Below are 24,600 nucleotides of genomic sequence, written 5' to 3'. Positions count from 1 at the left end.
CCTTTTTTTCACTTCACTTCTACCGTATAATTCCCTGTTCCACCACCATACTGGTATACATGTAAATAGTACTTCCCTGGATACGTATAGTAACTACCTACTAATTTATTTCCTTGTTGCTGTGCATACGTAACATAATTATTTAAATCTGCTTCTGAATAAAGAACCCAGTTTACTCCGATATTATTTTCCTTCGTTACATTAATTTGAAGGTTTTTCGCAGTTTCTACATTTATTTCAAAGAAATCACTTGTATCCCCGTTTCCTAAACTTGCACGTAAAACTTGATTTAACTGCAGTTTATTTGCCGTTTGGAATGAATTATTTGGCTCTTTTTCTACACTGTTACCTTCTTTCTTTTGAACCGTTACACTTGTTGTAGCAGTATTAGTTAATCCTTTATCGTCTGTTACTGTTAATTTCGCCGTATACGTTCCTTCTTTTGTATAAACGTGAGTTGGGTTTTGTTCATTACTTACAGTACCATCACCAAGCTCCCATTTATAAGAAATAATTTTCCCATCTTCATCTTTTGATCCATCGCTTTTAAACGAGATTGCTTCATTCGTATGTCCGCTATACGGACCATTTATAACCGCGACCGGCGCTTTATTCACAGCACCTTCTTCTGTATTAATAACGTGGAACACAACATCATATTCAAATTGCCCTGATGCATTTACACGGTAATTCACGAAGTAAGCTGTTACTGTTTTATAGCCTGTCCATTCTTTTGCACTTAAACGTTTTAACGTATTATTTACATTTTTCGTAATTGTTTTCCAGTCTTCATATTCTCCTTTTGCAGAAGTTCCTGTATATGTCCCTTGCAGTGTAAATGTATTAAAGAATTGTGATTTATTTTTCTTTACTGATACATTACTTAATTTTGCTTCCGCTGTAATTTCTGCGGCAATATCTGAAACTGGTTTCGGTGCATGAGTTGCTAAATAATCATCTGACACTAACGGAACATTATATTTCTCACGGTTGTCTACTAACATTTGCATATAGTCTTGATACTCTTTATTTAAATTCGCATCTTTACTTAAAGCAGAGCGATATGCATCATATGCTGTTACATCATTTTTCCTAATAAGATCATGAACTTTATCAAACATATCGTATCTCTTATTGTACATATACGATTGTAAAGCAAAGGAATAATTATAGAAATCCCACGTTCCATACTTTGCATTTAACGTTCGCTCTGCGGTATAACGTTCTGCTGGATTCGAAGATAGTCCTCCTATAATACTCTTTCTTGGAACGACGTTGTCCGTTCTCGTTGCACCTGCAAAAAACTCAGCATTCCCTTCTTCAAACCAAGATAATCTCTCATTCTCATACATCTTACCTTGTCCCCAAAGTCCTGGCACTTCATATCTACCTTGTAAATAATGCGTGAATTCATGTCGGAACAATTCTTCTAAACTATAAATACTTTCTTCTGGCGTACGTTCATAAGTAAAGAACGTACCTGTTCCTTCTATATAAAGACCGCCGTTATTCGTTTCATACCCGTACAATTGACGATTAAATTGATATTCAGCCGGGCTATTATAAATAACCATCGTTAATACATCATCTGGATTTCCTTTTTCTAACGGTTGGTCACTTTCAACCGTACGATGGAATTGTGCCTTCACTTCTTTTGCTGCCCAATATAAACGTTTAACTTTCTCCTCAGTCACTTTATCTCCCGCTTTTAAAACAATTGCACCATCATCAAACGTATACGTTTTCGGCAAATACTTTTTCTTCCCATCTTCTCGTATTTGATCTAAATTAACAACGTTACCGTTTGCATCTTTCCCGCCATAATTCGTCGTAATTTGCTCAGCTGCTACGAAATATTGCTCACCTAAATAAGGATAGATTTTCATCGCATCTGTTACAACTTGTAATCCTTTTGTCCCTGTACTATGGAATGTGCCAAGTCTACCTGTATAATAAATGCCATTATTAATAAGCCATCCGTTTTTCTCTGTAATCGTTCCCATTAACGCGAATCTACTTAATTCATTAATATAGCTATCTATTTTTTGGTACCATACTGTATCTTTCGGTGCTTTTCTCGTATCGTACAAATACGATTGAATATCGTAATCAACACCTTGCATAATATCGTAAATCGCATTTCCAACTGAAAGATTATCTACCAATGTAGAAAAATTATCATTATATTGCTTAAAAATCTTTGCAGCCGATGTTACCGTTTCCACATCACTCGAAGCATTTCCTATTAATTTCCCATATGATGATACAACTTTATTTTGTTCTAACGTACCGAGTTTGAAATTTGGATTGTTCGCAATCGTTTTTAATGCAGGTAAGCACTTGTCATGATAGCTACGTTCATTTAGTTTACTTAATTCTGTATTATAAAACCCTAAATAAAACCCTGATCGCAAAACTTCCACTAATGTCTCAATCCCTTTTGAATCTTCTTGCGTATAAGCCTGTCCTTGCTGCTTCAATTTATCAATAATTGCCTGCATCCTACTATCATCTTGATAGAATGCAAGACTGTCCTTATTAAACTGAAATAGCCCCGTAATTTGCTCCCAATCGATTGTTACAAGTAAATCTACTAATTGTTGATTGCTTAATTGATTTAATTCAGCAATTGTATAAGTTTTCGCTACAGCTAATTGCTTACTTTCCTTTTTTACTTCAGGCGGTCTTTGTGATAAATCTGCTAATTGTAGCCTTTTCTCAAAAGACTTGCTTTCTAACACTTTAGATGAGTGTGCTAACTCTTGCATTGGCAACTGTACACCAACCGGCTCCATTTTGAGCACATTCCGATAAGAAACTTGCTCTCCCTTAGTATCCTCCGCCAATATGTTCCCTGGAAAACTACTTAACATTAAACTAGCAAAACTTACCCCTACTAACACTTTTTTTGAATAACCTTTCATGTTCTCCCCTACCTTACATTTTTTTAATGTCTCACATCGTTATTTTACTATTCTGACTATTTATTATGTATTGAGAAAGATATAGAAAACGCTTACAAAATTAGCTATTCAAAGAAAATTTCATTATTGACTTCCTGTGCGATTTATGTCAAAAAATGATAAAAAATAGCGAAATTTACACTATTTTTTATCCCTCTTTTTCACTATTGTGATTGTAGCTTTATAAACGTAACTTCCGGTAACGGTTGTATATGTTGAATGATGGTATTTTTTCTTTTTCTAATATATTTTTTAGTTGTATTCCTACTTCATAGATTACTCTTTCCTCCTTTGAACGAATTTCTCTTTCAATACCGATCATTGCTCCTAATAAACCAGCAAATCCGATTCGTATAATAAGATTAACATGTAAGCTCACGGGCACTTCACCCTTTCATTCGTTCTAGATAGATAAACAAAAAATTATCACATGCATCTATCCATCAAAATAAAAGCATTTTATTAAAATACATTTAATATCTCAATTAATTTATGTTAATATTTTAAATATTAACATAAATAAAACAACCTACTTTTCATACGAAAATCTTCAAAGTTCAACGTGTAACTTACTTTCAGCTGAAAATGGCATATGAAATGAGGTTGAGAAAGTTATAAATCACTTGCTTTTTATACTGAAATTTTGTTGAAATAAAACATAAATAAAAGGAGCTTACAAACAATGAATGTATCTTTAATTACACCTACTACCGATTTACAAGAAGAATACTTAGATTTTTATAACGAATGGACAGATAGCGGTGAAACGATGGTTCCGTGGGTTATCTCAAAAGTTCCTTCTAATTTCACGGCAATGATTCAAGAATTACACGATGCACATAACGGAATAAATATACCTAAAACATGGGTACCAGATTCGACTTATTGGCTCGTTACAAATGAAAATAAAATTTTGGGAGCAGTTAATATCCGTCATAGTTTGACGGAGCATTTATTTAATGCTGGCGGCCATATCGGTTATGGCATTCGCCCTTCTGAAAGAAGAAAAGGATATGCTACGAAGCTACTCGAGTTGTCATTAGAGAAAACGAAGGAATTAAGCATTACGAAAGCACTTGTCGTTTGCGATGAAGTGAATACAGCTTCAGAGAAAACGATTTTACATAACGGCGGTCTCCGTGATGAAGATTTCACTGAAGAAGATGGTAATGTTGTGAGAAGGTATTGGATTGAGCTCTAAATAATCAAAAACAAGCCAGAAAGTGATTACACACTTTCTGGCTTGTTTTATCCCGCTATTCGCCGGGCAGTACAACTCCCACCTCAAAATTCAGCTGGAACAAAGAAGTTAGGTGGGAGATTAACTGCCCATAAACGCCCGATTGGTGAAGGCTAATAATCAGTGGGGGATGAACAAAACCCCCACCGATTAAAGTTTCACTTTATAGTGCTTCTATTTCAAACTGCACTGTAATACCACTTGGGTCTACTACATTAAATCCATTTGAAATTTCATTTATTTCATGTTGTTTTTCTATTAATCTTTCTTTCACTTCATCTAACGCTTCTTTATGCGGTAGTACTATCGTATACACTTTTAGTCCCGTTGCATGTGCTGGTGGATGTGGGTTATTTACCCCATTCCACGTATTCGCACCAATATGGTGATGATAGCCTCCTGCCGAAATAAATAAGCAATCATCTTCACGCTGTTGTACTTCAAAACCTACTGTATCTACATAAAACTCATGTGACTTCTCCACATCAGCTATTCGTAAATGTACGTGTCCAATGACGGTGTCAGCAGGTAAACCATCAACCTCATAATCAACGAGCGTTGCTAGTTCTTTTAAATCAAGTGGCGTACTTCCTCCTGGCCCTTCTCCCCACTGATCTCGAGGACGATCCGCATAAATCTCGATACCGTTCCCCTCTAAATCTTGTAAATAAAATGCTTCACTATACGTATGATCACTTGCGCTATTAAACCTTGAAATTGGTAAAATTTCATTTGAATATGTATAACGCCCTTCTTGCTCAGCTGGACTATCTATTACGTTCTTATTACGAAGCACACCAAATAATGCCGAAGCAAAAGCCTCACGAGTCGGAACCAAAAAGGCAACGTGATATATACCCGTCGTGCGCTGTTCTTGCAGCGCTGCATCTTCCAACTGCTCAAGAACAAGTAACGTATTCTTGCCACCCTTTCCAGCTAAGTGTGCTTTATTCTCCTCTTGTTTAATTACTTCTAATCCTACTACATTCTCATAAAAAGCAATTTGACGCCCTAAATCTTTAACTTTAAATTCCACATGACCAATATGTGTTTTCGGATGAATTTGTACCATGAATAACTTCCTCTCCAGTTCCCTTTAGTTTTTTATGTAAGTTGATAGGCAATAGGCCTATTCAACGAATACACCTTAATTTTGTTTTTTTGTAGCATCAACTTTTAGCCACTTTTTCGATATATCGCTTAATGTTCCATCTTGTTCTAATTCTTTTAACGCTTTATTTATATCTTCTAACTTTTCACTCTTTTTTGCAAATGGAAATGCAATCTCTCCCCATTCAAGTGGACCAAATCCAACTTTGACATTATCTAGTTTCGCCTTTGTTATTGTTGTTTCCACTTGAACTTTATCATTATAATAAGCATCGACGCGTCCAAATCCTACTTCATTCAATTCCGCTGTCGGATCCTCTGAGTACGTTTTAATCGTAAAAGCATTATTTTTATTTAAAGCTTTTAACTCTTGCTCTCCTGCTGTACCAAGTCCAACACCTACAGTCTTTCCTTTTAGATCCTCTAGCGATTTAATTGTATTATTATTTTTCTTCACCGCAAAAACAGAACCTGAATACACATATGGGATCGAAAAATCATATTTCTTTTTTCTTTCCGGAGAAACGGATAGTTCATTTGCAATCGTATCAATACGGCCTGAATCTAATAAACCGAATAATCCTTCAAAATCAGAAACATTCCATTCTACTTTATATCCAGCTTTTTTAGCAGCCGCTTCAATAATTTCAGCATCAAAACCTTTTACTTTCTCACCCTCTTTAAATATAAATGGGCTACGACCTGCAGAAGTCCCAACTTTCACTACTTTTTCATCTGTCTTTTTACTTGCTGCATTAGAACCACATGCAGACAAAGCCCCCACTGATAGTGTTAATGCTAATGTTAGTAATAATGACGATTTTCTCATAACTCTTCCTCCTAAATAACGAAATGATTGCCTTCTTCAGAAGCATTTAATTGCCTTAAAAACTTTTTCGTACGTTCATTTTGTGGGTTTTGGAAAATCTCTTCTGGTTTTCCCTGCTCTACGATAATTCCATCAGCCATAAATATAATGCGATCCGCCACCTCTTTTGCAAAATGCATTTCATGTGTAACAATAACCATCGTTATATGCTGTCTTGCCAAATCCTTAATAACTAGCAATACCTCATTAACTAATTCTGGATCAAGCGCTGAAGTCGGTTCATCAAACAATAATACAGCTGGATTTAAAGCCATTGCCCTAGCAATCCCTATCCTTTGCTGTTGCCCCCCTGATAACATTGTCGGATAAAATTTTTCTTTATCAGCTAAGCCTACTTGTTTTAATATTTCTCTCGCTATTCTCTTTGCCTCTTCGTCACTCTTTTTCTGCACAACCGTTAATGGCGTTGTAATATTTTGCAATGCTGTTTTATTTTTAAATAAATTATAATTTTGAAAAACCATTGCTGTTTTTTTGCGTAATTTTATTATTTCTTTTTGATAAAGTTTTTTCGTATGAATCTCTAAATCTTCAATTCTAATACTGCCATCATCCGGTTGTTCTAATAAATTTAAACATCGTAGTAATGTCGATTTCCCTGAACCAGAAGGTCCAATAATTACTACCACTTCCCCTTTTTTGACAGTAAGTGAGATTCCTTTCAGCACTTCATTATGTTTGTAAGATTTATACAAATCTTTTAGCTCAATCACATATATCACCTCATTTCTCTTATAAATACGGTGCATCAAGTTTCTTCTCCAACTTTTTCTGTCCCCAGTTAATTACGATTGTAATAATCCAATACACAATCGCTACCGCTAAATAACTTTCCATATAACGATACGATTGCGCAGCTAGCATTTTCGCTTGTGCTAATATTTCAGCCACTCCAAGTGCAAAAGATAACGAAGATTCTTTTAACAATCCAACAAAATTATTTCCAAGTGACGGCACTGCTACACGAATAGCCTGCGGAAAGATAATTTGTCGCATCGCTTGTGCTTTTGTCATTCCAACTGATAAACAAGCATCCATTTGCCCAGTTTCTACAGCATTTAATGAACCTCGAATGATTTCTGACAAATAAGCAGCATTATTTAAACTGAGGCCAATTAAAGTTGCTTGCATAGCTGTAAGCACTGTAAAAGTTGGGAAAATTTGCGGCAATCCGAAATACAACACAAACAATTGAACTAATAATGGCGTTCCTCTAAAGAAAGAAATATACACCCTGACAATTGGATATAAAAATTTCGTTTTATTTTTTGTAATGATCGCCAAGCCCACTCCTATAACGAAAGAAATAATCATTGAAACAACAGTAATCCCTAAAGTTATGTATACATATTTAAATAATTGCGGAAAACTTTCTAAAAAATACGTTACATCAAATTTCACCCTATCCCCCCTCTCTAAACAAAAAACTCTTCTTACACATATAAGAAGAGTTGAATGTTAATCCATTTCCCTTCATCTTCCAAACGCCTTTTACGTTTGCTGGAATTAGCACAGTGCTTTTTTAGCCTGTTGCTGAGATTTCACCGGGCCAGTCCCTCCATCTCTCTTGATAAGAAAACTAATAAATTTTTCCATTTATTTAGTTGTTATTATGAAGAATACAGCCAAATTAAAACAATGTCAATAGGAAAACTAAGAATTAAATCCCGCTCTTTTTCGGACATACTAGTAATACATCCATTTACTATTCTTAATAAACTGTACATAAAAAGCCATCTCCTCTAAAATTCAGAAGAGATGGCTTCAATTATAGAAACTATAAATCTTTTACTTTATTATCCTTTAACTACATATTTATTTCATCTTATGTACTTCAGCAACTAACTTTCCACCTTGTATACCCATATAAAGCTTAACAGGAGCATCATTCGTGTTTTCAAATACTAAGTCTAAATATGGATACGCAATTGTAGCATCTCTTCCCTGCGGGACATAACCGACTGTTTTAGAATGTGTAGTTCTCTCTACCATTTTTAAACCAGCTTGATCTGCTGCATTGTATAGAGTTGATGATGTTTGACAAACGCCACCACCATAACCATCTACTAATTTACCATCTACAATTTCTTTACCTAATTGATATCCTTTATCTGGCGTTGTATCACCGATTAATGCATTAAAAGAGAAACTGTCTCCTTTTGCTAATACAACCCCATTTATGCTCGCTGCTGACAAACGAATATTTTCAATACGGCCACCTGCTGAGCCACCTAAATTCGTTTCATATCTACCAATTACCGTGCCACTTCCTTGCGCATCACTTAATGTTGCGGTAGGCTTTTTCTCAACAATTGGTAACTGATAAGAAGAATCCCACATACCTACATTTAATAATTTGTCTACTAATTCTTTTTCCATTAATTCATAAGAAGGCTTTCCTTCTTGCCATGATCCATCAGGCGCTATACGTGAAGGGACCATCTTTTTATCAACGCTTTTCCCGACTTCACCTGCAACCTTCGTTACCGATTTTTTGAATTTCGCCTCATCTTCAAAATAACCTAAACTCGATAAGTCTATTTTTTTCACTTCAGTACCAGTACGCCCATCCACTAAGCTAATTGAATCCTGTACATCAGCCTTAGCCTCTACAACGTTCCCACCAAAATCACTTACTAATGCCACATCACTTACTTTTGTACCACAACCACTTACTACAGCTACACATAGCACCCCTACTAATATACCCTTTATTTTTCGGAACAATATACTCTCTCCTTTTCCCCAACATTATTTCATTTTTATGTATGTTTTGTTACAATCATTTTACAATATATTTAGAAAATGTTACAAGTTGTTTTTTACTCTATTTAAATTACTCTTTTCTTTTGTAAATGTCTATACATATTTATATAAATTTTCGAGTTTGATAAGATTGTAACTTTTATGTAACCTATCTCTATCCAGTATATACCATTAAACAGATGAAATACAAATGTAAAACTCCTTCATTTCACCTCTCTACTCACCTGCATATTTCAAAAACCGTAATACCGATTTCTCATATGTGATCCTTATTAAACAACTTAAACCGAGCTTTTATAGGTAAAAACAATCATTCACTTCAGCGTATATAGGTATTTGCCGTGCCACTACTCCGCTTTCACACATACATTATGATGAATTCAACCCACCTTTAAGAAATGGAGGAGTTTTTATGTATCCCTACAATCCTTATGATCCATATAACCAATATGGTTACCAACCTCAGTATGATTTACAAGCACAATACCAACAATATATAGATCAAGCAGAGCAAATTAATCCATATGATCCAAATCGCCAATTTCAACTTCCAATCTCTTTCCCTGGCACTGGAAACCGTCAACTAGAAAGACGAGTAAATGAGCTTGAGCAAAGAGTACGTCAACTAGAAAACACAGTTGAGCGTCATACGCGTAGATTAAACCGCTTAAATCAGCGTTTACGTACAGTAGAAAATAGACTAAACATTCCATTTTCAGCATTAGAAGACGGATTTTAATTTCGAAAATAACAAATATATAAGGAAGGGACTCCCCCTTCCTTATATAAATTGACGAAAGTTTTTTCCATCTCTATACTGATAAGAGTTAATGAAATGAAACAAGGTGATAAATATGGATTTTGAAATAAATTTTCTTTCCTTTTATGTAGTACAAGTAGAAGGTAAAGGTGAAGCAGTTGATAAACGCTATAAACATTTTCAAACATTAGACGCTGAAGAGTATGAAGATAGCTCTTTAAAAGAATTTTTGAATGGTGAATTATTAAAAATTTCAAAGCGAAAAGTAGAACGTCACGCAAAAACAGAACAAGCCCCAACAAAGATTGGTCGCTTTATTGTAGAAGAAGGGCACGAACTCGATTCAAACCCTCATTACAACTTATTTAATCGTATTCGTTTTGCAGAAACAAAAGAAAACTTCAAAGACATGAGCGAACCTCTCGTTTATACATACCTTGACACAAGCGCTGTACGTGGTGGTGTATTTTTAATCGCTCAAGCAAAACTACGCAAATACTTTGATGATCCATTCGTATTCGTAATGAAATGTGACTTCGAACCAAAGGTTGCTTCCATTTCTGATGAATCAACACTTATTCGTAACGTTGAAATGGCCATCACAACAAAGAATATGAAATCTATCCAATACCCATACATGCCTGAAGAAGGTATGGTGGAGCCTGGCGAACTAAAAATACACCAAGCATCACACGCCCGCTACTTTGAAGACTTCTTAAAATTCGTCGAATACGAGCGCTCTATGCCTGAAATTATGAAAACACAAGTAATGGACATGGTATACGACCAAATTGAAGATGTATTTGAAGAAGGTACAGAAGAACGCGAACAGTTCGACCAAGCGATGGAAGTATGGGCTGCCAGTCCAAAACGTGAAATTATGGAACAGTTTTCAACAGAAGAAGTAATGGAAGCTACTGCTCAAATCGTCGAGCACGCCCCTGAAGTAGAATTAAAGCTAAAAGCAGATCATATCTCTGTGAAGGCGTTGCTTGCTGATTTCGGAGACCTAATACATATTGCAAAGGTAAACGACCGATATGTATTAATGATTGAAGCAGACACACTTACGTTTGAGAAAGGCTTCTCTCCAATTGAGTTTCTGAAGCCAGATGAACTGCAAGATGTGATTGAGCGGATTGAGAAGAAGCAGCAGTATAGTTATGGTTCAGGAGAAATCGAATAGAATAATGTAAAAAGGCAACTAAAATAACAATTATGTGTCTACACGTGTGACGATACAGTACTTAAATTTTCGGTTCTATCACTGAATAAATGCTTCCATATAACTATTTTTAACTGAGCGCTGTTAACAAGCGCTCTTTTATTTTGGTCACATTTACGTGTCTATTTTGTGGTCACTAAAAGGATATGGATACTAAAACCACTTATTTTATGACATTTCACATTACTGACCACTTTCTTCTTTTTATAGATTTAATTTTACCATTAACTACTTTCCTCCCCTCTAAAACAATATACATAAGATGCTATATCTATTTGGGAGGTGCAGGGTTGTGTTCTTAAATCAAAATCCAAAGCTTGCTTCGTATGAAATAGGAGCTTGGTCATATGGTGACCTTAATGTTCGTACTTGGGGGGAAGGGGCTTCGCTTAAATTAGGTAAGTTCTGTTCCATAGCCGACCATGTAACAGTCTTTTTAGGTGGCGAACACAGAACAGATTGGATTAGTACCTATCCATTTAATGTGATAGTTCCCGAGGGTGCGGGGTTTAGCGGTCATCCGAAAACTAAGAGAGATGTAATCATTGGTCATGACGTTTGGATAGGCAGTGGCGCTATGATTATGTCTGGAGTCAAAGTCGGAAACGGAGCTGTTATTGGCGCAAGAAGCGTTGTAACACGAGATATCCCACCATATGGAATAGTAGCAGGTAATCCAGCAAAGTTGGTTCGGTATCGTTTCTCACCAGAAGTGATTGAAGAACTTCAACAAATTCCCTGGTGGGACTGGGATATATCTACTATCACGGCGTCTTTACATTTTCTTCTTTCAGATAATGTAAGTGAGTTTATTCGAGAGTATAAGGAATGATCAACTCACTTAAAAAGTAAATACTAAAAAACTCCTATATCTATAAATGGAATAGGAGTTTTTACATTGCGCACTAATAAATTCTCCTCATAACAAGGACTAGCCTTAGCTACCTTAATACATTTACGTTACCTTTCCCTCTTCCTGCACCTTCTTCATCTCAGCCAAATACCTAAGCTGCCGCTCCGCCTTTCTCACCGCAGTAGGAAAGTGTTTTTTCAGAAGTTCTACTGCTGATTCACTTATATAATATCTTTCCGTTATACTTTCCCACGTGTCACTACTTTCAAATGCACTCCATACAAAAGGACGCTCTGTATTTTTTCTCAGTTCTTTAAACACCCATTTTCGCATCCTTTTTTTCGCTTTTTCTGTTAGTTTTCCGTTCTTTACAAGTTCAAGCTCACCATGTCTCTTGTATCGCTTGTTAATATCTCTCTCACCATATACTTTCAGAAAGATATTTGCTGTATTCTCAGCATCTGCGAAAGCACGGTGCTGCCTACCTTCCCATGTTAAACCGAGCTGCTCCACTGCAAATTGTAAACTTGGTGTATGCTCAAATAATTCTTCATATGCCTGGAAAACAAATTTTTGCACATCAAATCTGCTCTCTTTGTCCATACATGGGCATTCTACACCGTGTAATGTACAATCGTGAGATAGAAAACGATAATCTTCTTTTCCCCATGAAATAAATATAGAATCTTCTCCGATGAACTGATTAAATTTCTCTATAATTTGAGGGAATTTCTCTACACCAATTAAATCTTTCTTTGTAATTCCAGTTAATTTTGTTGTATGACGAGTTAATGGGGCACTTGGTTTTACTAACTCTGAAAATTCTCCAATAACCTTCATTGTACTCACATCTATTTTTACAGCTCCAATATCAACTATTTCTGACGGATCTTCTGATTTATACGGCCTAAAATTCCTTTCAATATCAAACACAATGAAATGTGTAGCCTTTTTCAATTTGTATACCTCTTTCTAATTCCTATTAATATGAAAAGCCTAATTAACAGCTTCACTTTATTTTCAGTATCTATTTATACATGCAGTTTATACATTTGAATATAAATCGAAAATTCAGTCTTATTATCACATATAAATAGGAGGACCTTCAATAAAAACGCAAAAAAAAGAAGGGCAAGCCCTTCTTTTTTCATAATTACTTCTTGTTTACGTTTGTAGCTTGAGGTCCACGGTTACCTTGTTCTACTTCGAAAGTAACTTCTTGACCTTCTTCTAAAGATTTGAAGCCGTCGCCTTGGATAGCTGAGAAATGAACGAATACGTCTTCTCCGCCTTCAACCTCGATGAAACCGAAACCTTTTTCTGCGTTAAACCATTTTACTTTACCGTTTTGCATTTAAAAAATCCTCCTACAATGTACCTATATGTACATATTAATTTTCAACCACTTTACAATAATACATCATATATTAAAAAACTGCAACCCCTGAGGAGATTTAATATTGCTATCCTCCTCGGAAGTTACAGCTCATTTAAATCTCTATATTATTAAAAGTAAAATGGTTTAAAGTAACTATATCATATCAATATAATAAAAGTAAAGTTTTTTTAAGCTATACAGCTTTTTTCTTCCATTTCATCTCTTTTAATTCACCTGATCCAGCTACAACATAGCCTTCTTTTTCATTAACAATGCGCCAACCATGCCCTTTAACCGAATCACATACTGTAACAATTCCTTCTTCAAGAAGCACACGGCAAACGGTACTAATTCCCGCCTTATTTTGCGTTGACGTTGTATATAACACATGTTGATCCACACTTAAATCTAAATAACTACTCGCCTTTTGTTCACTTTGACATGTATGCCAACCTATTTTATCACTTTCGATACTCTCATCTATTTTGCAAAAAGAAATATTTCCGCTAATTCCCTTGCACGATCCACTTGCCGCTACTAAATAGGAATTTTGTATAGTCAACGCAGAAATCATCTGATTCATCGCTATTTTAATCCTTTTTAATTTACGTGTCTCTAAATCAAAAAGCCAAACACCACCATATTTAGTATGTATTTTCGTACCGATAAATAAGTAATGTTTATATAAAAATAATGATCGAATAGATGGTGCCTCACTACCGTAATTAAGAAATGGCTGAATAGTCTCCCATGTGGAACCAAAATTATTAGAATGATACAATGTTTTATCTCCATGAGCAATTACTGTTCCATTCTCATTACTACATACATTCCAGCTCGTTGCTTTCGTTGGAAAGCGCTGGATCGTCCACGTTGCTCCACCATTCATACTACGAATAAAAACTCCTTCGTCTCCTACTCCGTAAACTACGTTACCTTCACTATGTAAATCTCGAATTCGTTTTTGGAAACCAGTTAAAACCTGTTTCCATTCTCCATCTTTTTCAATGAATAAACCATTATATGTAGTAGCTAACAAAAGCTTTCCATCTCTTAACTTTGTAATAGCAGTTGCACTTAACATTGTTTCCACGTTGACACTCCCATTCCTAGAACTTCTCGGCAAAAGCAATTGCAAAATCACTGCATTTTTCAACGTCTTCTTTATCTTCTGGAGCTAATTCAATTTTCAATCCTTCTTGTACAAGTTCTGCCCCGCATTTTACAAGACGTTCTTCAAATATCGTTACCGCTTCACAAAACAGTTCATACGCCGTATCACCTGATCCAAAAACAGCCACTTTTTTACCCGTTAAATCTATATTTTCTAACTCATCATGGAAATCTTCCGCTTCAAATGGTAATTCACCATCACCCCACGTATAAGATCCTAAAATGATTCCATCATAAGCTAATAATTCTTCAGCATCCATACCTTCCATCTCTTGCAATACTACTTCATGATCAAAGGCATCTAAACTTACTTTAATTAAATCAGCAATACTCTCTGTATTTCCTGACATACTTGCATACGCTATTAAAATTTTTGCCACTTTAACATCCCCCTCTTACAATAAATGATTCTCATTCTCATTATATTAATAATGAGAATCAATTTCAATTATATTTTTTGTTATTTTATTTAATTCCATAAAAAAAGAACAGATGACTATACAATCATCCGTTCTTTTTTATTACTTTTTAAAAATACCAAATGGTTTTCCAACTGGTAATACAACTTTTTCGAAGTGTGTATTTAACACAGCTGCTGCTGAACCATAGAAAGATAATAATGAAATACATAGTTCAGAATACGCTGCTAAATTATGCATTGCGTGCGGCATAACACCTAAAGTACTTAATGAAAGACCGATAAATAAGAAATCAATAAGGACGAAAATCATAAATAATACTTTATGTGTTTCCATTGCACCAATTGTCATAAAGATCGTGAAAATCAAGTATCCGATAAAGGCTACACCAAGCTGTTTTGAATCTGCAGTTTGGGCTAATTTTTCGCCAAATACTCCAAGTTGAATTAACCAAGTCATTCCAACACCTAACCAAAATAGGCCGTACGCACCAAATGCTGTTGTACCGAACGTATTATTATGCTTTGCATCGTGAATGCTTGCAAAGATTTGTGCAAATCCTCCTAAAAAGATTGCCCATGGTAATACAAGTGAAACGCCATCTGTTAAGCCTAACTTTTGAGATGATGCTACAAGTGTTACCATCGCTAATCCAAATAGACCGATTCCAGATGGATCTGCTGTTGTCATTTTCACATGATGTGTAGTAGTTTGATTGCTCATATAAACCTCCTGATTATAAACATACTCGAATACAATACTTAAATCAGAAGGCTATGTCAATGGTTTTTTTTGTATGTTGTCAGACCTTATTCCCTATAATAATCGAATACATTTTTTGCCACATCATACGGTTTTATATTTACATTTAGCAAATCATTTATCGGCATCCATAAAGGAATATAACTTCCTCTATCTTTCAACTCGAACTCCTCGCCTTTACCACTTCCGAAAACTCCGTCTGTAATATGGGCATTATAATAATACTCCGTACCTTTATACTCCACCTTTGCAATCAGATGCTCCACTTGTATATGTACCCCTAATTCTTCATAAAGTGAAACTTTAATCAGTGGGAGTTTTGTTCATCCCCCACTGATTATTAGTTGAACCAATCGGGCGTTTACGGGCAGTTGATCTCCCACCTAACTTCTTTGCTCCAACTGAATTTTGAGGTGGGGGTCTTACTGCCCGTTAATGCGGGATAAACCTCTCGCTTCGTTGCTTCTTCAGGTGTTTCTCCTTCTTCAATCCCCCCGCCTGGAAAAACAAAATACAACTCACCTTCTCGAACACGTTTTATAAGAGCGATTTTACCGTCCTGTACAATAATAGCTGCACCGCGATTTCTTCTCACTTTATTACCTCAACACCAATCGCAACTGTTCTCCACTCTTTTTCTTGTTCTTTCGTATAGATTTCGTATGTACTTTCTAACATTTCTTCTATATTAAGTTCTTCACAATCAAATAATTTTTTATCAATTTGTTTGTACATCTCTTTAAAACTCTCGTATCGCTTTATCTCTGTTACCTTTACAATAATTGTTTCTGCCGTCGTAAGGTTGGTAAATACAATTTCATCACCATATTTTACTTGTTGACGCTTTTTATCATACAATCTAACTTCAAATACTTTTTCACCCGAATAAATAGATTGAAAAGGTTCATTATATAGTCCCATTTTATGTCTCATATTTCCCACTCCCTGTCGTTAGTTTAACATGAATAAGTTATTATACTATTTTCTTCCTTCACAAGAACTTGTATATTTGTGTTTCATACAGGGATATTCATCTTCCTTCCCCCTTGCATATAATGTTCCATATCCATTACTTACTTGAGAAAGAATGCTAAATAATCATGTTATGTTTAAATCAAAAACCTGAATACGCCCAATATGATATTGGTGATTATACTTATAGTAAAGTAGGCTCTACTATTTTTTCGTGGAATGATGAAACGAAATTAAAAATAGGTAAATTTTGTTCATTATCTACTGTCCAACAAGATCAATGATTTTTTGATCCTCCCGAAAAAGAATCTTCATGAACAATAAAGTGAAACTTTAATCAGCAGGGGTCCATCCCCCACTGATTATTAGCTCACACCAATTTAGCTTTTACGGACATCCCGACTCCCACCTAACTTCTTTTCTTTACAGCCGCATTTTTGGGTGGAAATCTTACTGCCCGTAAATAGTGAGATAAACATAAAAAGAGCATCCTATTCTTTCTTGCAGGATGCTCTTTTGGTATTTATTTTTTATTTATCCGAAAGTGATTACATGGAGAACATTTAAAAGGAAATTTTTCTAAACAATTAAAGTTTGTTGCGCAAATTTGTTCTATCGTTGGAACGAATGGAATAACAACCATGTTACTTTCTATTATTTGTGTAACAGGTGGTAACACTGTACCTATTTGATATTCAAAACGAATATTTGCGGTATTAATATAATTACCTGAACCAATTGGTGCTTGCTCGACTGCTACTTGAAATGAAACGGTGCGTGCTTCACCAGGATTTAAATTACCTATAATGAATCCTATTGCAGGACTTACATTTTGCACTGGCGAACTATCAACCGTCACACTTTCAGGTATAAATCGAACACTACTATCTAACATATCTTGAAAACGAATATTTTGTATCGTTGTATCCCCTGTATTTGTTATAACTGTCGTAAACGTAATAACATCTCCTATCGTTGCTGTTTGAAGATCCGCTCTTTTTACAACTGTCGTTGAGACATTTGGCGTAATAAACGGGATAACGACTGTATTGCTATCACTTTCAACTAATACAGGCGGCTGGTTCGGATTTACAGTTGCGAGTCCATTCACTGTAGCAGTATTTGTGACTAAATTATTTATTTGCCCTCCTGTTATTACAACTTGGAAATTAATAATTGCCGCATCACTCGGCTGAAAATCACCTAATGGGATACCAGCATTCGGATTTGCAAATGGAAGAGGTACATCATTTACCGTTACCGTTCCATTTATAAATAACGTATTAGGATCAATAATATCCGTTAAAACAATATTCGTCACAGGTACTGTACTATCATTTATAACAGCAATTCCGTAAGTGACAACATCTCCTACCATCGCTACTTCAAAGTTTGCTCCTTTTGCAACAAATAAGATTGCAGTATTTACCGTTACAATAACTGTATTACTCGTGTCCATCACTGTAACTGGCGGCTCTCCTGGTACTAAAATATATTCTGCCGATGCCCCAGCAACGTTCACTATTGTACCACCATCTGGAAAACTTGTAATCGTAGCTTCATATGTTACAATCGCCGTCTCACCGACTGGAATGTCCAGTATCGTAAATCCAACCTGTGGATTCACTCCTGGACGCGCTACTCCATTCACCGTTACACTATTTGGTACAAAAACAGCTTCCGGAGATAAAACATCGATAAATTGAACATTCCTTGCATCAGCCGTGCCAGTATTTAATATGCGAACACTGTATGTTACCGTATCTCCTACTCCAACAATTGAATTGTCTACTTCTTTCAGCATATCTAAACTGCCTCTATTTACTGGTGTGACTGTCGTATTACTTGAATTCGTAATTGTAAACGGAGGTTCTCCTGGAATCAATTCGAAATCACCAGTTATTCTCGCTGTATTCATAATGCTACTAGAAGGCAGAATTGCGATTACATTTACTTCAAATGTAATTAATACGCTATCTCCTACCGCAAGATCTGGTAATGAAAAGCCTACGAAAGGATCTAAACCTACTTGTGGAATCCCATTTATCTGTACACTTCCAGGAACAAATTCTAAACTAGCGGATGGAACATCGATAAACTGAACATTCGTCGCCAGTACCGTTCCTGTATTCGTAACTTGCACACTATAAGTTAACGTATCTCCTAATCGTGTTGCTTGTTTATTTACTGATTTAATAACATTAAATCTACCTCTATTTACCCTTGTTATTGTCGTATTACTCGGTTCAGTTACTATAACTGGTGGCTCTCCTGGCACTAAAGTAAAGCTTCCTGTTATATTTGCAACGTTCGTAATTGTTCCTGATGACGGGATGGTTGTAACTGTCGCTTGAAACGTCACTATAACGGTTTCACCAACGAGTATATCTCCAACTCCAAATCCAGTAATCGGATTTAAGTTTGGTTGCGAAACTCCATTTACCGTTACACTATTGGGTACAAATGACGCTCCTGCTGAAATCGTATCAACAAACTGAACATCGTTAGCCGTTACTGTTCCTGTATTCGTTATTTGCACTGTATACGTTAATACATCTCCAACTAAGGTAGCAGCTCTATTGACTTGTTTAATAACATTAAAGCGTCCTCTATTTACAGTTGTGAGCGTTGTGTTACTTGGCTGATTTACTATAACTGGTGGTTCTCCTGGTACTAATATAAAGCTTCCAGTAACATTTGCCGTATTGGCAATTGTTCCGTTTGATGGAACACTAACAACGGTTACTTGGAATGTGACTTCTACACTTCCCCCTGAATTTATATCTGGAAGTGGGAATCCATTATTAGGATTGAACCCAGGTTGTATCACACCACCTATCGTTACACTATTCGGCACGAATGCTATAGAGGAAGGTAATACATCACTATATTGAATATTCGTCGCTGTCACTGTCCCTGTATTTTGAACTACTGTCGTATATGTGATTGTATCGCCTACTGCAACAATTGGCTCACTTACTGATTTTAAAACATTCAAACCAGGTTCATTTATTTCGGTTAATGTCGTGTTACTTGTCGTTGTTTCAGTAATAGGCGGCTCTGTTTCACTTACAGCAAATGTAGCCGTAACATCTACAAAGTTAACAACTGTTCCACCTTCTGGTATGCTCGTTACCATCTCTTGATATGTGACAAGTACAAAATCATCTACAGGTATATCTGGAACTGTAAAACCGATAAAAGGATCTAATCCTGGTGCTGGTACCCCGTTTATGCTCACACTTCCTGGTACAAATGCTACACCCGCGGAAGTAGTATCTATAAATTGAACATTCGTCGCTGCCACTGTTCCAAAATTAAAAATCAATACATCATACGTTAAAATTTCTCCTACAGTCGCTACTTCTTTATCTACTAGTTTTAACGGAAAAATAAACGCTATATTAATTGTCGTAACGACTAAATTTGTTAATATCGTTTCCGTAATCGGTGGTTCCTGCGGATTTGGTTGTGAAGTAAATGTAACGTCTGCATCATTTAATATGACTTCATTATCTGGAATTTCTGTAATCGTCACTCGGAACGTTACCTCAATACTTCCACCATTAATTAATAATGGAGTAACTGTAAATCCTATTTCTGGATTTAAACCAAGTTGCTGCACCCCACCTATCGTTACACTATCTTCTACAAATGTCGTTCCTTCTGGTATGACATCTTGGAAGAACACATCTGTAACAGGTATAATTCCTACGTTTGAAATTAGCACGGTATACGTTAATACATCCCCAACCGCTCCAGTTGCAACGTCAACTGTTTTGGTTGCTGTTACTTCACCAGGAGGAGGTAACGGTATCGTAACTACTGTCGTATTACTTGAATTTGTCGTTGTTACAGGGGGCTGTAAAGGATTTAATAAAAAAGTGGCTGTAGCAGCTGCCGTGTTTAGTACGGCTCCACGCGTGGATGGCGCAACTACTGTTACTTGGAACGTTACAGTCAATGATGTGCCAGCAGCTATATTAGGAAGCGTAAAACCTATATTTGGATCAAATCCAGGTTGAGGAGTTCCATTTATCGTTACACTATTTGCTACAAATGTTGTTTCTGGAGCAATTGGATCAATGAAAGAGACATTCGTTGCTGTTACCGTTCCATTATTTCTAATGACAACAGAATACGTGTAAATTTCTCCAAGTGCCGCTTGTTGTACAGATGAAGATTTTTGTATATTTAACTGTGCTGTGTTTACTTGCGTCACGACGAAATTGCTATTCGTAACAGTCGTTATTGGAGGATTAGCTGGATTTATAAGAAAACTTGCAGTAACGTTTGATTGGTTTCTAATATTTCCACCACTCGGGACACTCGTCACTATAACTTGAAACGTAACTGTAACGGTTTGCCCAACTGGAATATTCGGAACTGGAAAACCTACCACAGGGTCTGCACCTTGCTGAACAACTCCATTTATCGTGACACTATTCGCTACAAACGCAGTTCCAACAGGAATCGGATCTTGAAAAATAATATTTGTTGCAGGAACAGTTCCTGTATTTTGAATAAGAATCGTATACGTTAACGTATCTCCTACACCTGCTTGCGGTGTGTTTACACTCTTTATTACATTAATTGATCCTACATTCACTCGCGTCACAACAATATTACTAATTGTTACAATTGTAATTGGTGGCTGCAAAGGACTTACTTGAAAATCAGCAGTCACATTTGCATTATTCGGAAGAACTCTATTTGGTGGTACACTCGTGATTGTCACCTGAAAAGCAGCTGTTACCATCCCTCCTACTGGAATATTGGCAAGCGGAAATCCAGTCGTTGGGTTTAAACCTGGCTGAGGTGTTCCGTTTATTGTTACACTATTTGCTACAAACGTTGTTCCAGATGGAATAGGATCGAGGAATGATACATTTGTTGCTGCTACTGTTCCACTATTTTGTATACGAACTGTATACGTTAACGTATCTCCTACACCTGCTTCAGTAGCGCTTACACTTTTCATTACATTTAACCCTGAAGAATTCACGACTGTCATAACAGTATTACTTGGTACTGTTACAGTAATCGGTGGCTCTGTTGGATTTACCAGGAAATCTCCAGTTACATTCGCATTATTTACGACATTATTTCCTTGGGGAATTTCATCAATTAATACTTCAAACGTAACAATTACACTCGCGCCAGTAGGCAAATTATTTAATGGGAATCCAAGTTCTGGATCTGCCCCTTCTTGTAAAACACCATTAACAAATACACTGTTTTCAATAAATAATGTCCCTTGTGGAATTGAATCTTGGAAAAATACATTTGTAGCTGGTACACTACCTGCATTTATGACTTCGATTGTATATACTAAAACATCCCCTACCGTTGCAACATCCGTATTCACTGCTTTCACAACTTCAAAATTCCCTGATTGTACAGTTGTATTCACAATGTTACTAGGAACATTGATTGTTACTGGCGGTTCGCTCGGATTCACTTGAAAACTTGCTGTTACATTTGCTTGATTTAAAATATCTTCATTTTCTGGATCCTGTACAATTAATACGTCAAATGTGACTACAACGGTTTGAGCCGCAGGAATATTTGGAAGAGAAAATCCTGTATTCGGATTCAATCCACTTTGCGGTACTCCATTAATCGTTACAGTATTTGCAACAAATGAAACAGCGGAAGAAATAGTGTCTTGGAAAAACACATTTGTTAACGGAACATTTCCCGTATTTTGGACAGCAATTGTGTATATTAAAGTGTCTCCTACTGCCGCTTGAGTTGTGTTCACTTCTTTTATTACATTTAAACCACCTGTATTAACTTGTGTCACAACAGTATTCGTTTGTCTATTAATCGTTACTGGAGGTTGATTCGGTTTAACGACGAAATTAGCGGATACATTTCCACGATTCGCAATCGTACCTCCTGACGGCGTAGATGTGACTCGTACTTGAAAAGTCACTGTCCTACTTCCGCCGGGAGATATATTCGCTACTGTAAATCCAGTCGCAGGATTTGCCCCAGGTTGTGAAACACCATCTACTGTCACACTATTTGGGATAAAAGTCGTTCCAATTGGGATTGGATCTTGAAAAATAACATTCGTCGCAAGTACATTTCCGATATTCTCAATTGTAACGGTGTACGTAAGAACGTCATTAACTGTCGCAAAAGCTCTATCCACTGTTTTTCTCGTTCTTATATCAGCTATATTAATAGTAGTAAATACAGTATTACTTGTCGCTTGACCTGAAATTGGTTGTTGGCCAGGCACTGGAGTAAAGTTAAATGTTACACTTGCACGGTTCGGAATTGGATTTACAAGAGGATTAGATGTTACTCGAACTTGAAAGCGCACTACAGTCGTTTGCGAAGCATTAATACTTCCAAGATTAATACTACTTGCTGGATTCGCTCCTGGACGCGCTACTCCATTTACCGTAACACTATTTGATACAAACGTTGTTCCAGCAGGTATACTATCAACAAAAATAACATTGTTTGCAGCAATATTACCATTATTTGTAACATTAATCGTGTACGTTAATACATCATTAATTGTTGCCGTCTGTAGATCTACAGATTTTTGCAAACTTACATTTGCGCGATTTACCGTCGTCTGTACTGTATTTGAAGAAGCTGTACTTGTGATAGGAGGACTTCCAACAAACGGACGGAATTGGTATGACACCATCGCACGATTTGAAATTGGATTCGGATTCGGGAATGACGTTACTCTCACTTGAAATGTAACGATTCTTTGAGCATTATTAGGTATTGTCCCTAAATTAATTCCACTGGCTGGATTTGCACTCGGCTGGGTTACCCCACCTACTGTGACACTACCAGCAATAAAGGTCGTTCCATTCGGAATACTGTCTTGTAATACAACGTTATCCGCACTTCCCGTCCCTGTATTCGGAACTGTAATCGTATAAGTTAAGGTGTCTCCTACTGCTGCAACTGTTTTATCAACCGATTTAACAGGATTTATAATTGGCCCCGTCGCATCTATTTGAACACCAAAACCAGCTGCAGCATATCCATCTCCATTTGTAACGAAGCGAACAGTCGCTGACGTTTGATTATTTACTAATGATGACGAAGCATCTACATTCGTAATATCCCATCCTTGTCTTCGGACGGCTAAAGCTATCCCTAACGGCTGATTCAAATCCCCAAAGGTGCCAGTTGTATCTAAATTCCCACTGTCATTACAGATTTGTGACTGAAAGAAATTATTTGCGGGATTTCTCGGTCCGAATAAAGCAACTGTAGCATTCGCATTCGGTCCAAAGCGAAGTTGGTCTCCTACAATGTTAGAATCACCTTCTTGAGCAGTTACAAGTACTCTTCCTGTAACAGAACCTGTAGATGGTGTTGCAAAACCCGAAATAGTAGCATCAACTGGTGGTGATGAAGCATCGATAATTTCTTGACCTGCATACACTGACAAATTCCGAAGTGGTAAACTTGCATTTTGATAAACTACCTCAAGCGTCCAACCAGCTGAACGACTAACTGTTGGATCAGCAGAAGTTCTTGTAGCCGGTACAGCACCCGTTGTATACGTTCCTGCTCCTCTTGCGTTAACAAGATTCGTTACGTTAGCAGAGCGTACGTAATAAAACTGGTTCCCTACTGAGCCTTGTTGTGCAGTTGCAGGATCTGGTGTAACAGAAAATGTTCCTGCTGGTGTTGTAAATGAAATATTATCATTTAAAAATGCTGTCACATCTTCAGTATCGGTCCGGTATGTGCCAGCCCACACTAGTTCTGCGTATAAAACACTACTCCCTGCTGGAAGGTTCAAAATTGCATTTGAAGAATTTAATGGCCAGTCATTCGTTGTTCCTGCTGGGAATCCAGGCACTTGAAGCGATGTATTTACCGTTGTAAACACATCAATCGTACCGAAGTTATTGTTTGGTGCAGGTGATGTAGGACTTAGTCCCAACGTATTCCCAGTGAACGTGACGGCACCAGTTACTGTTGTTGTAAAACGATTCATAAAAGGCACACAATCATCTCATTTCATTTATAGTAAAAAGTGCTCTATACTATTAAATGTAGACAAACTATACAATGCACGTTGTCCAACAAAATTCCGCACA

General features: G+C 36.5%; 17 protein-coding genes, 3 pseudogenes and 1 riboswitch. Of the genes and pseudogenes, 5 read left to right on the top strand and 15 right to left on the bottom strand.

Annotated features, from left to right (window positions below):
• Nucleotides 1–8: 8 nt before the first annotated feature.
• Both colA and ACE38F_RS11575 read right to left on the bottom strand, forming a co-directional pair.
• Complete coding sequence (gene colA, locus ACE38F_RS11580; RefSeq protein ID WP_375370849.1) at nucleotides 9–2,924, bottom strand: collagenase ColA; 2,916 nt, start codon at nucleotides 2,922–2,924, stop codon at nucleotides 9–11.
• 325 nt (nucleotides 2,925–3,249) lie between these two features.
• Nucleotides 3,250–3,342 (bottom strand): annotated as a pseudogene (locus tag ACE38F_RS11575) (MgtC/SapB family protein); the annotation flags it as partial.
• 303 nt (nucleotides 3,343–3,645) lie between these two features.
• Here ACE38F_RS11575 and ACE38F_RS11570 point away from each other — a divergent pair.
• Entirely contained in the window at nucleotides 3,646–4,164 is a 519-nt protein-coding gene (locus tag ACE38F_RS11570) for a GNAT family N-acetyltransferase (protein ID WP_375370850.1), read from the top strand.
• A 202-nt stretch (nucleotides 4,165–4,366) separates the two neighbouring features.
• Here the strand turns inward: ACE38F_RS11570 and ACE38F_RS11565 are convergent, their stop codons facing one another.
• From ACE38F_RS11565 to ACE38F_RS11545, 5 genes are all read right to left on the bottom strand, one after another.
• Nucleotides 4,367–5,275: a VOC family protein gene (locus ACE38F_RS11565; protein WP_375370851.1), complete on the bottom strand. Its 909-nt coding sequence runs from the start codon at nucleotides 5,273–5,275 to the stop codon at nucleotides 4,367–4,369.
• A gap of 75 nt (nucleotides 5,276–5,350) precedes the next feature.
• Nucleotides 5,351–6,142 (bottom strand): amino acid ABC transporter substrate-binding protein, encoded by a 792-nt coding sequence (locus ACE38F_RS11560; protein WP_002066495.1) that lies wholly within the window; start codon nucleotides 6,140–6,142, stop codon nucleotides 5,351–5,353.
• An 11-nt stretch (nucleotides 6,143–6,153) separates the two neighbouring features.
• A complete protein-coding gene (locus ACE38F_RS11555) occupies nucleotides 6,154–6,915 on the bottom strand; it encodes an amino acid ABC transporter ATP-binding protein (RefSeq protein ID WP_375370852.1) in 762 nt (253 codons plus the stop codon).
• A gap of 19 nt (nucleotides 6,916–6,934) precedes the next feature.
• Nucleotides 6,935–7,603 (bottom strand): amino acid ABC transporter permease, encoded by a 669-nt coding sequence (locus ACE38F_RS11550; protein WP_375370853.1) that lies wholly within the window; start codon nucleotides 7,601–7,603, stop codon nucleotides 6,935–6,937.
• 69 nt (nucleotides 7,604–7,672) lie between these two features.
• A riboswitch (SAM riboswitch) is annotated at nucleotides 7,673–7,779 on the bottom strand.
• 238 nt (nucleotides 7,780–8,017) lie between these two features.
• Entirely contained in the window at nucleotides 8,018–8,929 is a 912-nt protein-coding gene (locus ACE38F_RS11545) for a VanW family protein (RefSeq protein WP_002111070.1), read from the bottom strand.
• 451 nt (nucleotides 8,930–9,380) lie between these two features.
• On the opposite strand from ACE38F_RS11545, the gene ACE38F_RS11540 reads away from it, so the two are divergent.
• From ACE38F_RS11540 to ACE38F_RS11530, 3 genes are all read left to right on the top strand, one after another.
• Complete coding sequence (locus ACE38F_RS11540) at nucleotides 9,381–9,707, top strand: hypothetical protein (protein ID WP_088079051.1); 327 nt, start codon at nucleotides 9,381–9,383, stop codon at nucleotides 9,705–9,707.
• Between the two features lie 115 nt (nucleotides 9,708–9,822).
• Entirely contained in the window at nucleotides 9,823–10,914 is a 1,092-nt protein-coding gene (locus ACE38F_RS11535; RefSeq protein WP_375370854.1) for a DUF3900 domain-containing protein, read from the top strand.
• A gap of 331 nt (nucleotides 10,915–11,245) precedes the next feature.
• Entirely contained in the window at nucleotides 11,246–11,785 is a 540-nt protein-coding gene (locus ACE38F_RS11530) for a CatB-related O-acetyltransferase (RefSeq protein ID WP_375370855.1), read from the top strand.
• Between the two features lie 123 nt (nucleotides 11,786–11,908).
• Here ACE38F_RS11530 and ACE38F_RS11525 read toward each other — a convergent pair whose 3' ends face one another.
• The 7 genes and pseudogenes from ACE38F_RS11525 to ACE38F_RS11495 form a co-directional block, all read right to left on the bottom strand.
• The gene (locus tag ACE38F_RS11525; RefSeq protein ID WP_215553766.1) at nucleotides 11,909–12,763 is read right to left on the bottom strand and encodes an exonuclease; all 855 of its coding nucleotides are present in this window, start codon (nucleotides 12,761–12,763) and stop codon (nucleotides 11,909–11,911) included.
• Between the two features lie 196 nt (nucleotides 12,764–12,959).
• Nucleotides 12,960–13,160 (bottom strand): cold shock-like protein CspB, encoded by a 201-nt coding sequence (gene cspB, locus ACE38F_RS11520; protein ID WP_001179147.1) that lies wholly within the window; start codon nucleotides 13,158–13,160, stop codon nucleotides 12,960–12,962.
• 217 nt (nucleotides 13,161–13,377) lie between these two features.
• On the bottom strand, nucleotides 13,378–14,277 hold the full coding sequence (locus tag ACE38F_RS11515; protein WP_215553767.1) for a WD40/YVTN/BNR-like repeat-containing protein: 900 nt from the start codon (nucleotides 14,275–14,277) through the stop codon (nucleotides 13,378–13,380).
• 16 nt (nucleotides 14,278–14,293) lie between these two features.
• The gene (locus ACE38F_RS11510; protein ID WP_001062757.1) at nucleotides 14,294–14,737 is read right to left on the bottom strand and encodes a flavodoxin; all 444 of its coding nucleotides are present in this window, start codon (nucleotides 14,735–14,737) and stop codon (nucleotides 14,294–14,296) included.
• A gap of 141 nt (nucleotides 14,738–14,878) precedes the next feature.
• Nucleotides 14,879–15,499: an acetate uptake transporter gene (locus tag ACE38F_RS11505; RefSeq protein ID WP_088079053.1), complete on the bottom strand. Its 621-nt coding sequence runs from the start codon at nucleotides 15,497–15,499 to the stop codon at nucleotides 14,879–14,881.
• 86 nt (nucleotides 15,500–15,585) lie between these two features.
• Nucleotides 15,586–16,133 (bottom strand): annotated as a pseudogene (locus tag ACE38F_RS11500) (NUDIX domain-containing protein).
• Nucleotides 16,130–16,471 carry an ASCH domain-containing protein gene (locus ACE38F_RS11495; protein WP_375370856.1) on the bottom strand — a complete coding sequence of 114 codons (342 nt, stop codon included), beginning with the start codon at nucleotides 16,469–16,471 and terminating at the stop codon, nucleotides 16,130–16,132. The pseudogene ACE38F_RS11500 and the gene ACE38F_RS11495 overlap by 4 nt, the downstream one beginning before the upstream one ends.
• Before the next feature lie 167 nt (nucleotides 16,472–16,638).
• Between ACE38F_RS11495 and ACE38F_RS11490 the strand changes: the two are divergent.
• Nucleotides 16,639–16,770, top strand: a pseudogene (locus tag ACE38F_RS11490) (CatB-related O-acetyltransferase); the annotation flags it as partial.
• Nucleotides 16,771–17,033: 263 nt separating this feature from the next.
• Here ACE38F_RS11490 and ACE38F_RS11485 read toward each other — a convergent pair.
• Nucleotides 17,034–24,506 carry a DUF7507 domain-containing protein gene (locus ACE38F_RS11485; protein ID WP_375370857.1) on the bottom strand — a complete coding sequence of 2,491 codons (7,473 nt, stop codon included), beginning with the start codon at nucleotides 24,504–24,506 and terminating at the stop codon, nucleotides 17,034–17,036.
• Nucleotides 24,507–24,600 lie beyond the last annotated feature (94 nt).

It is taken from the genome of Bacillus altaicus (assembly GCF_042136375.2).
Lineage (GTDB): Bacteria > Bacillota > Bacilli > Bacillales > Bacillaceae_G > Bacillus_A > Bacillus_A cereus_U.
This window is presented reverse-complemented; position numbering and strand designations above follow the sequence as displayed.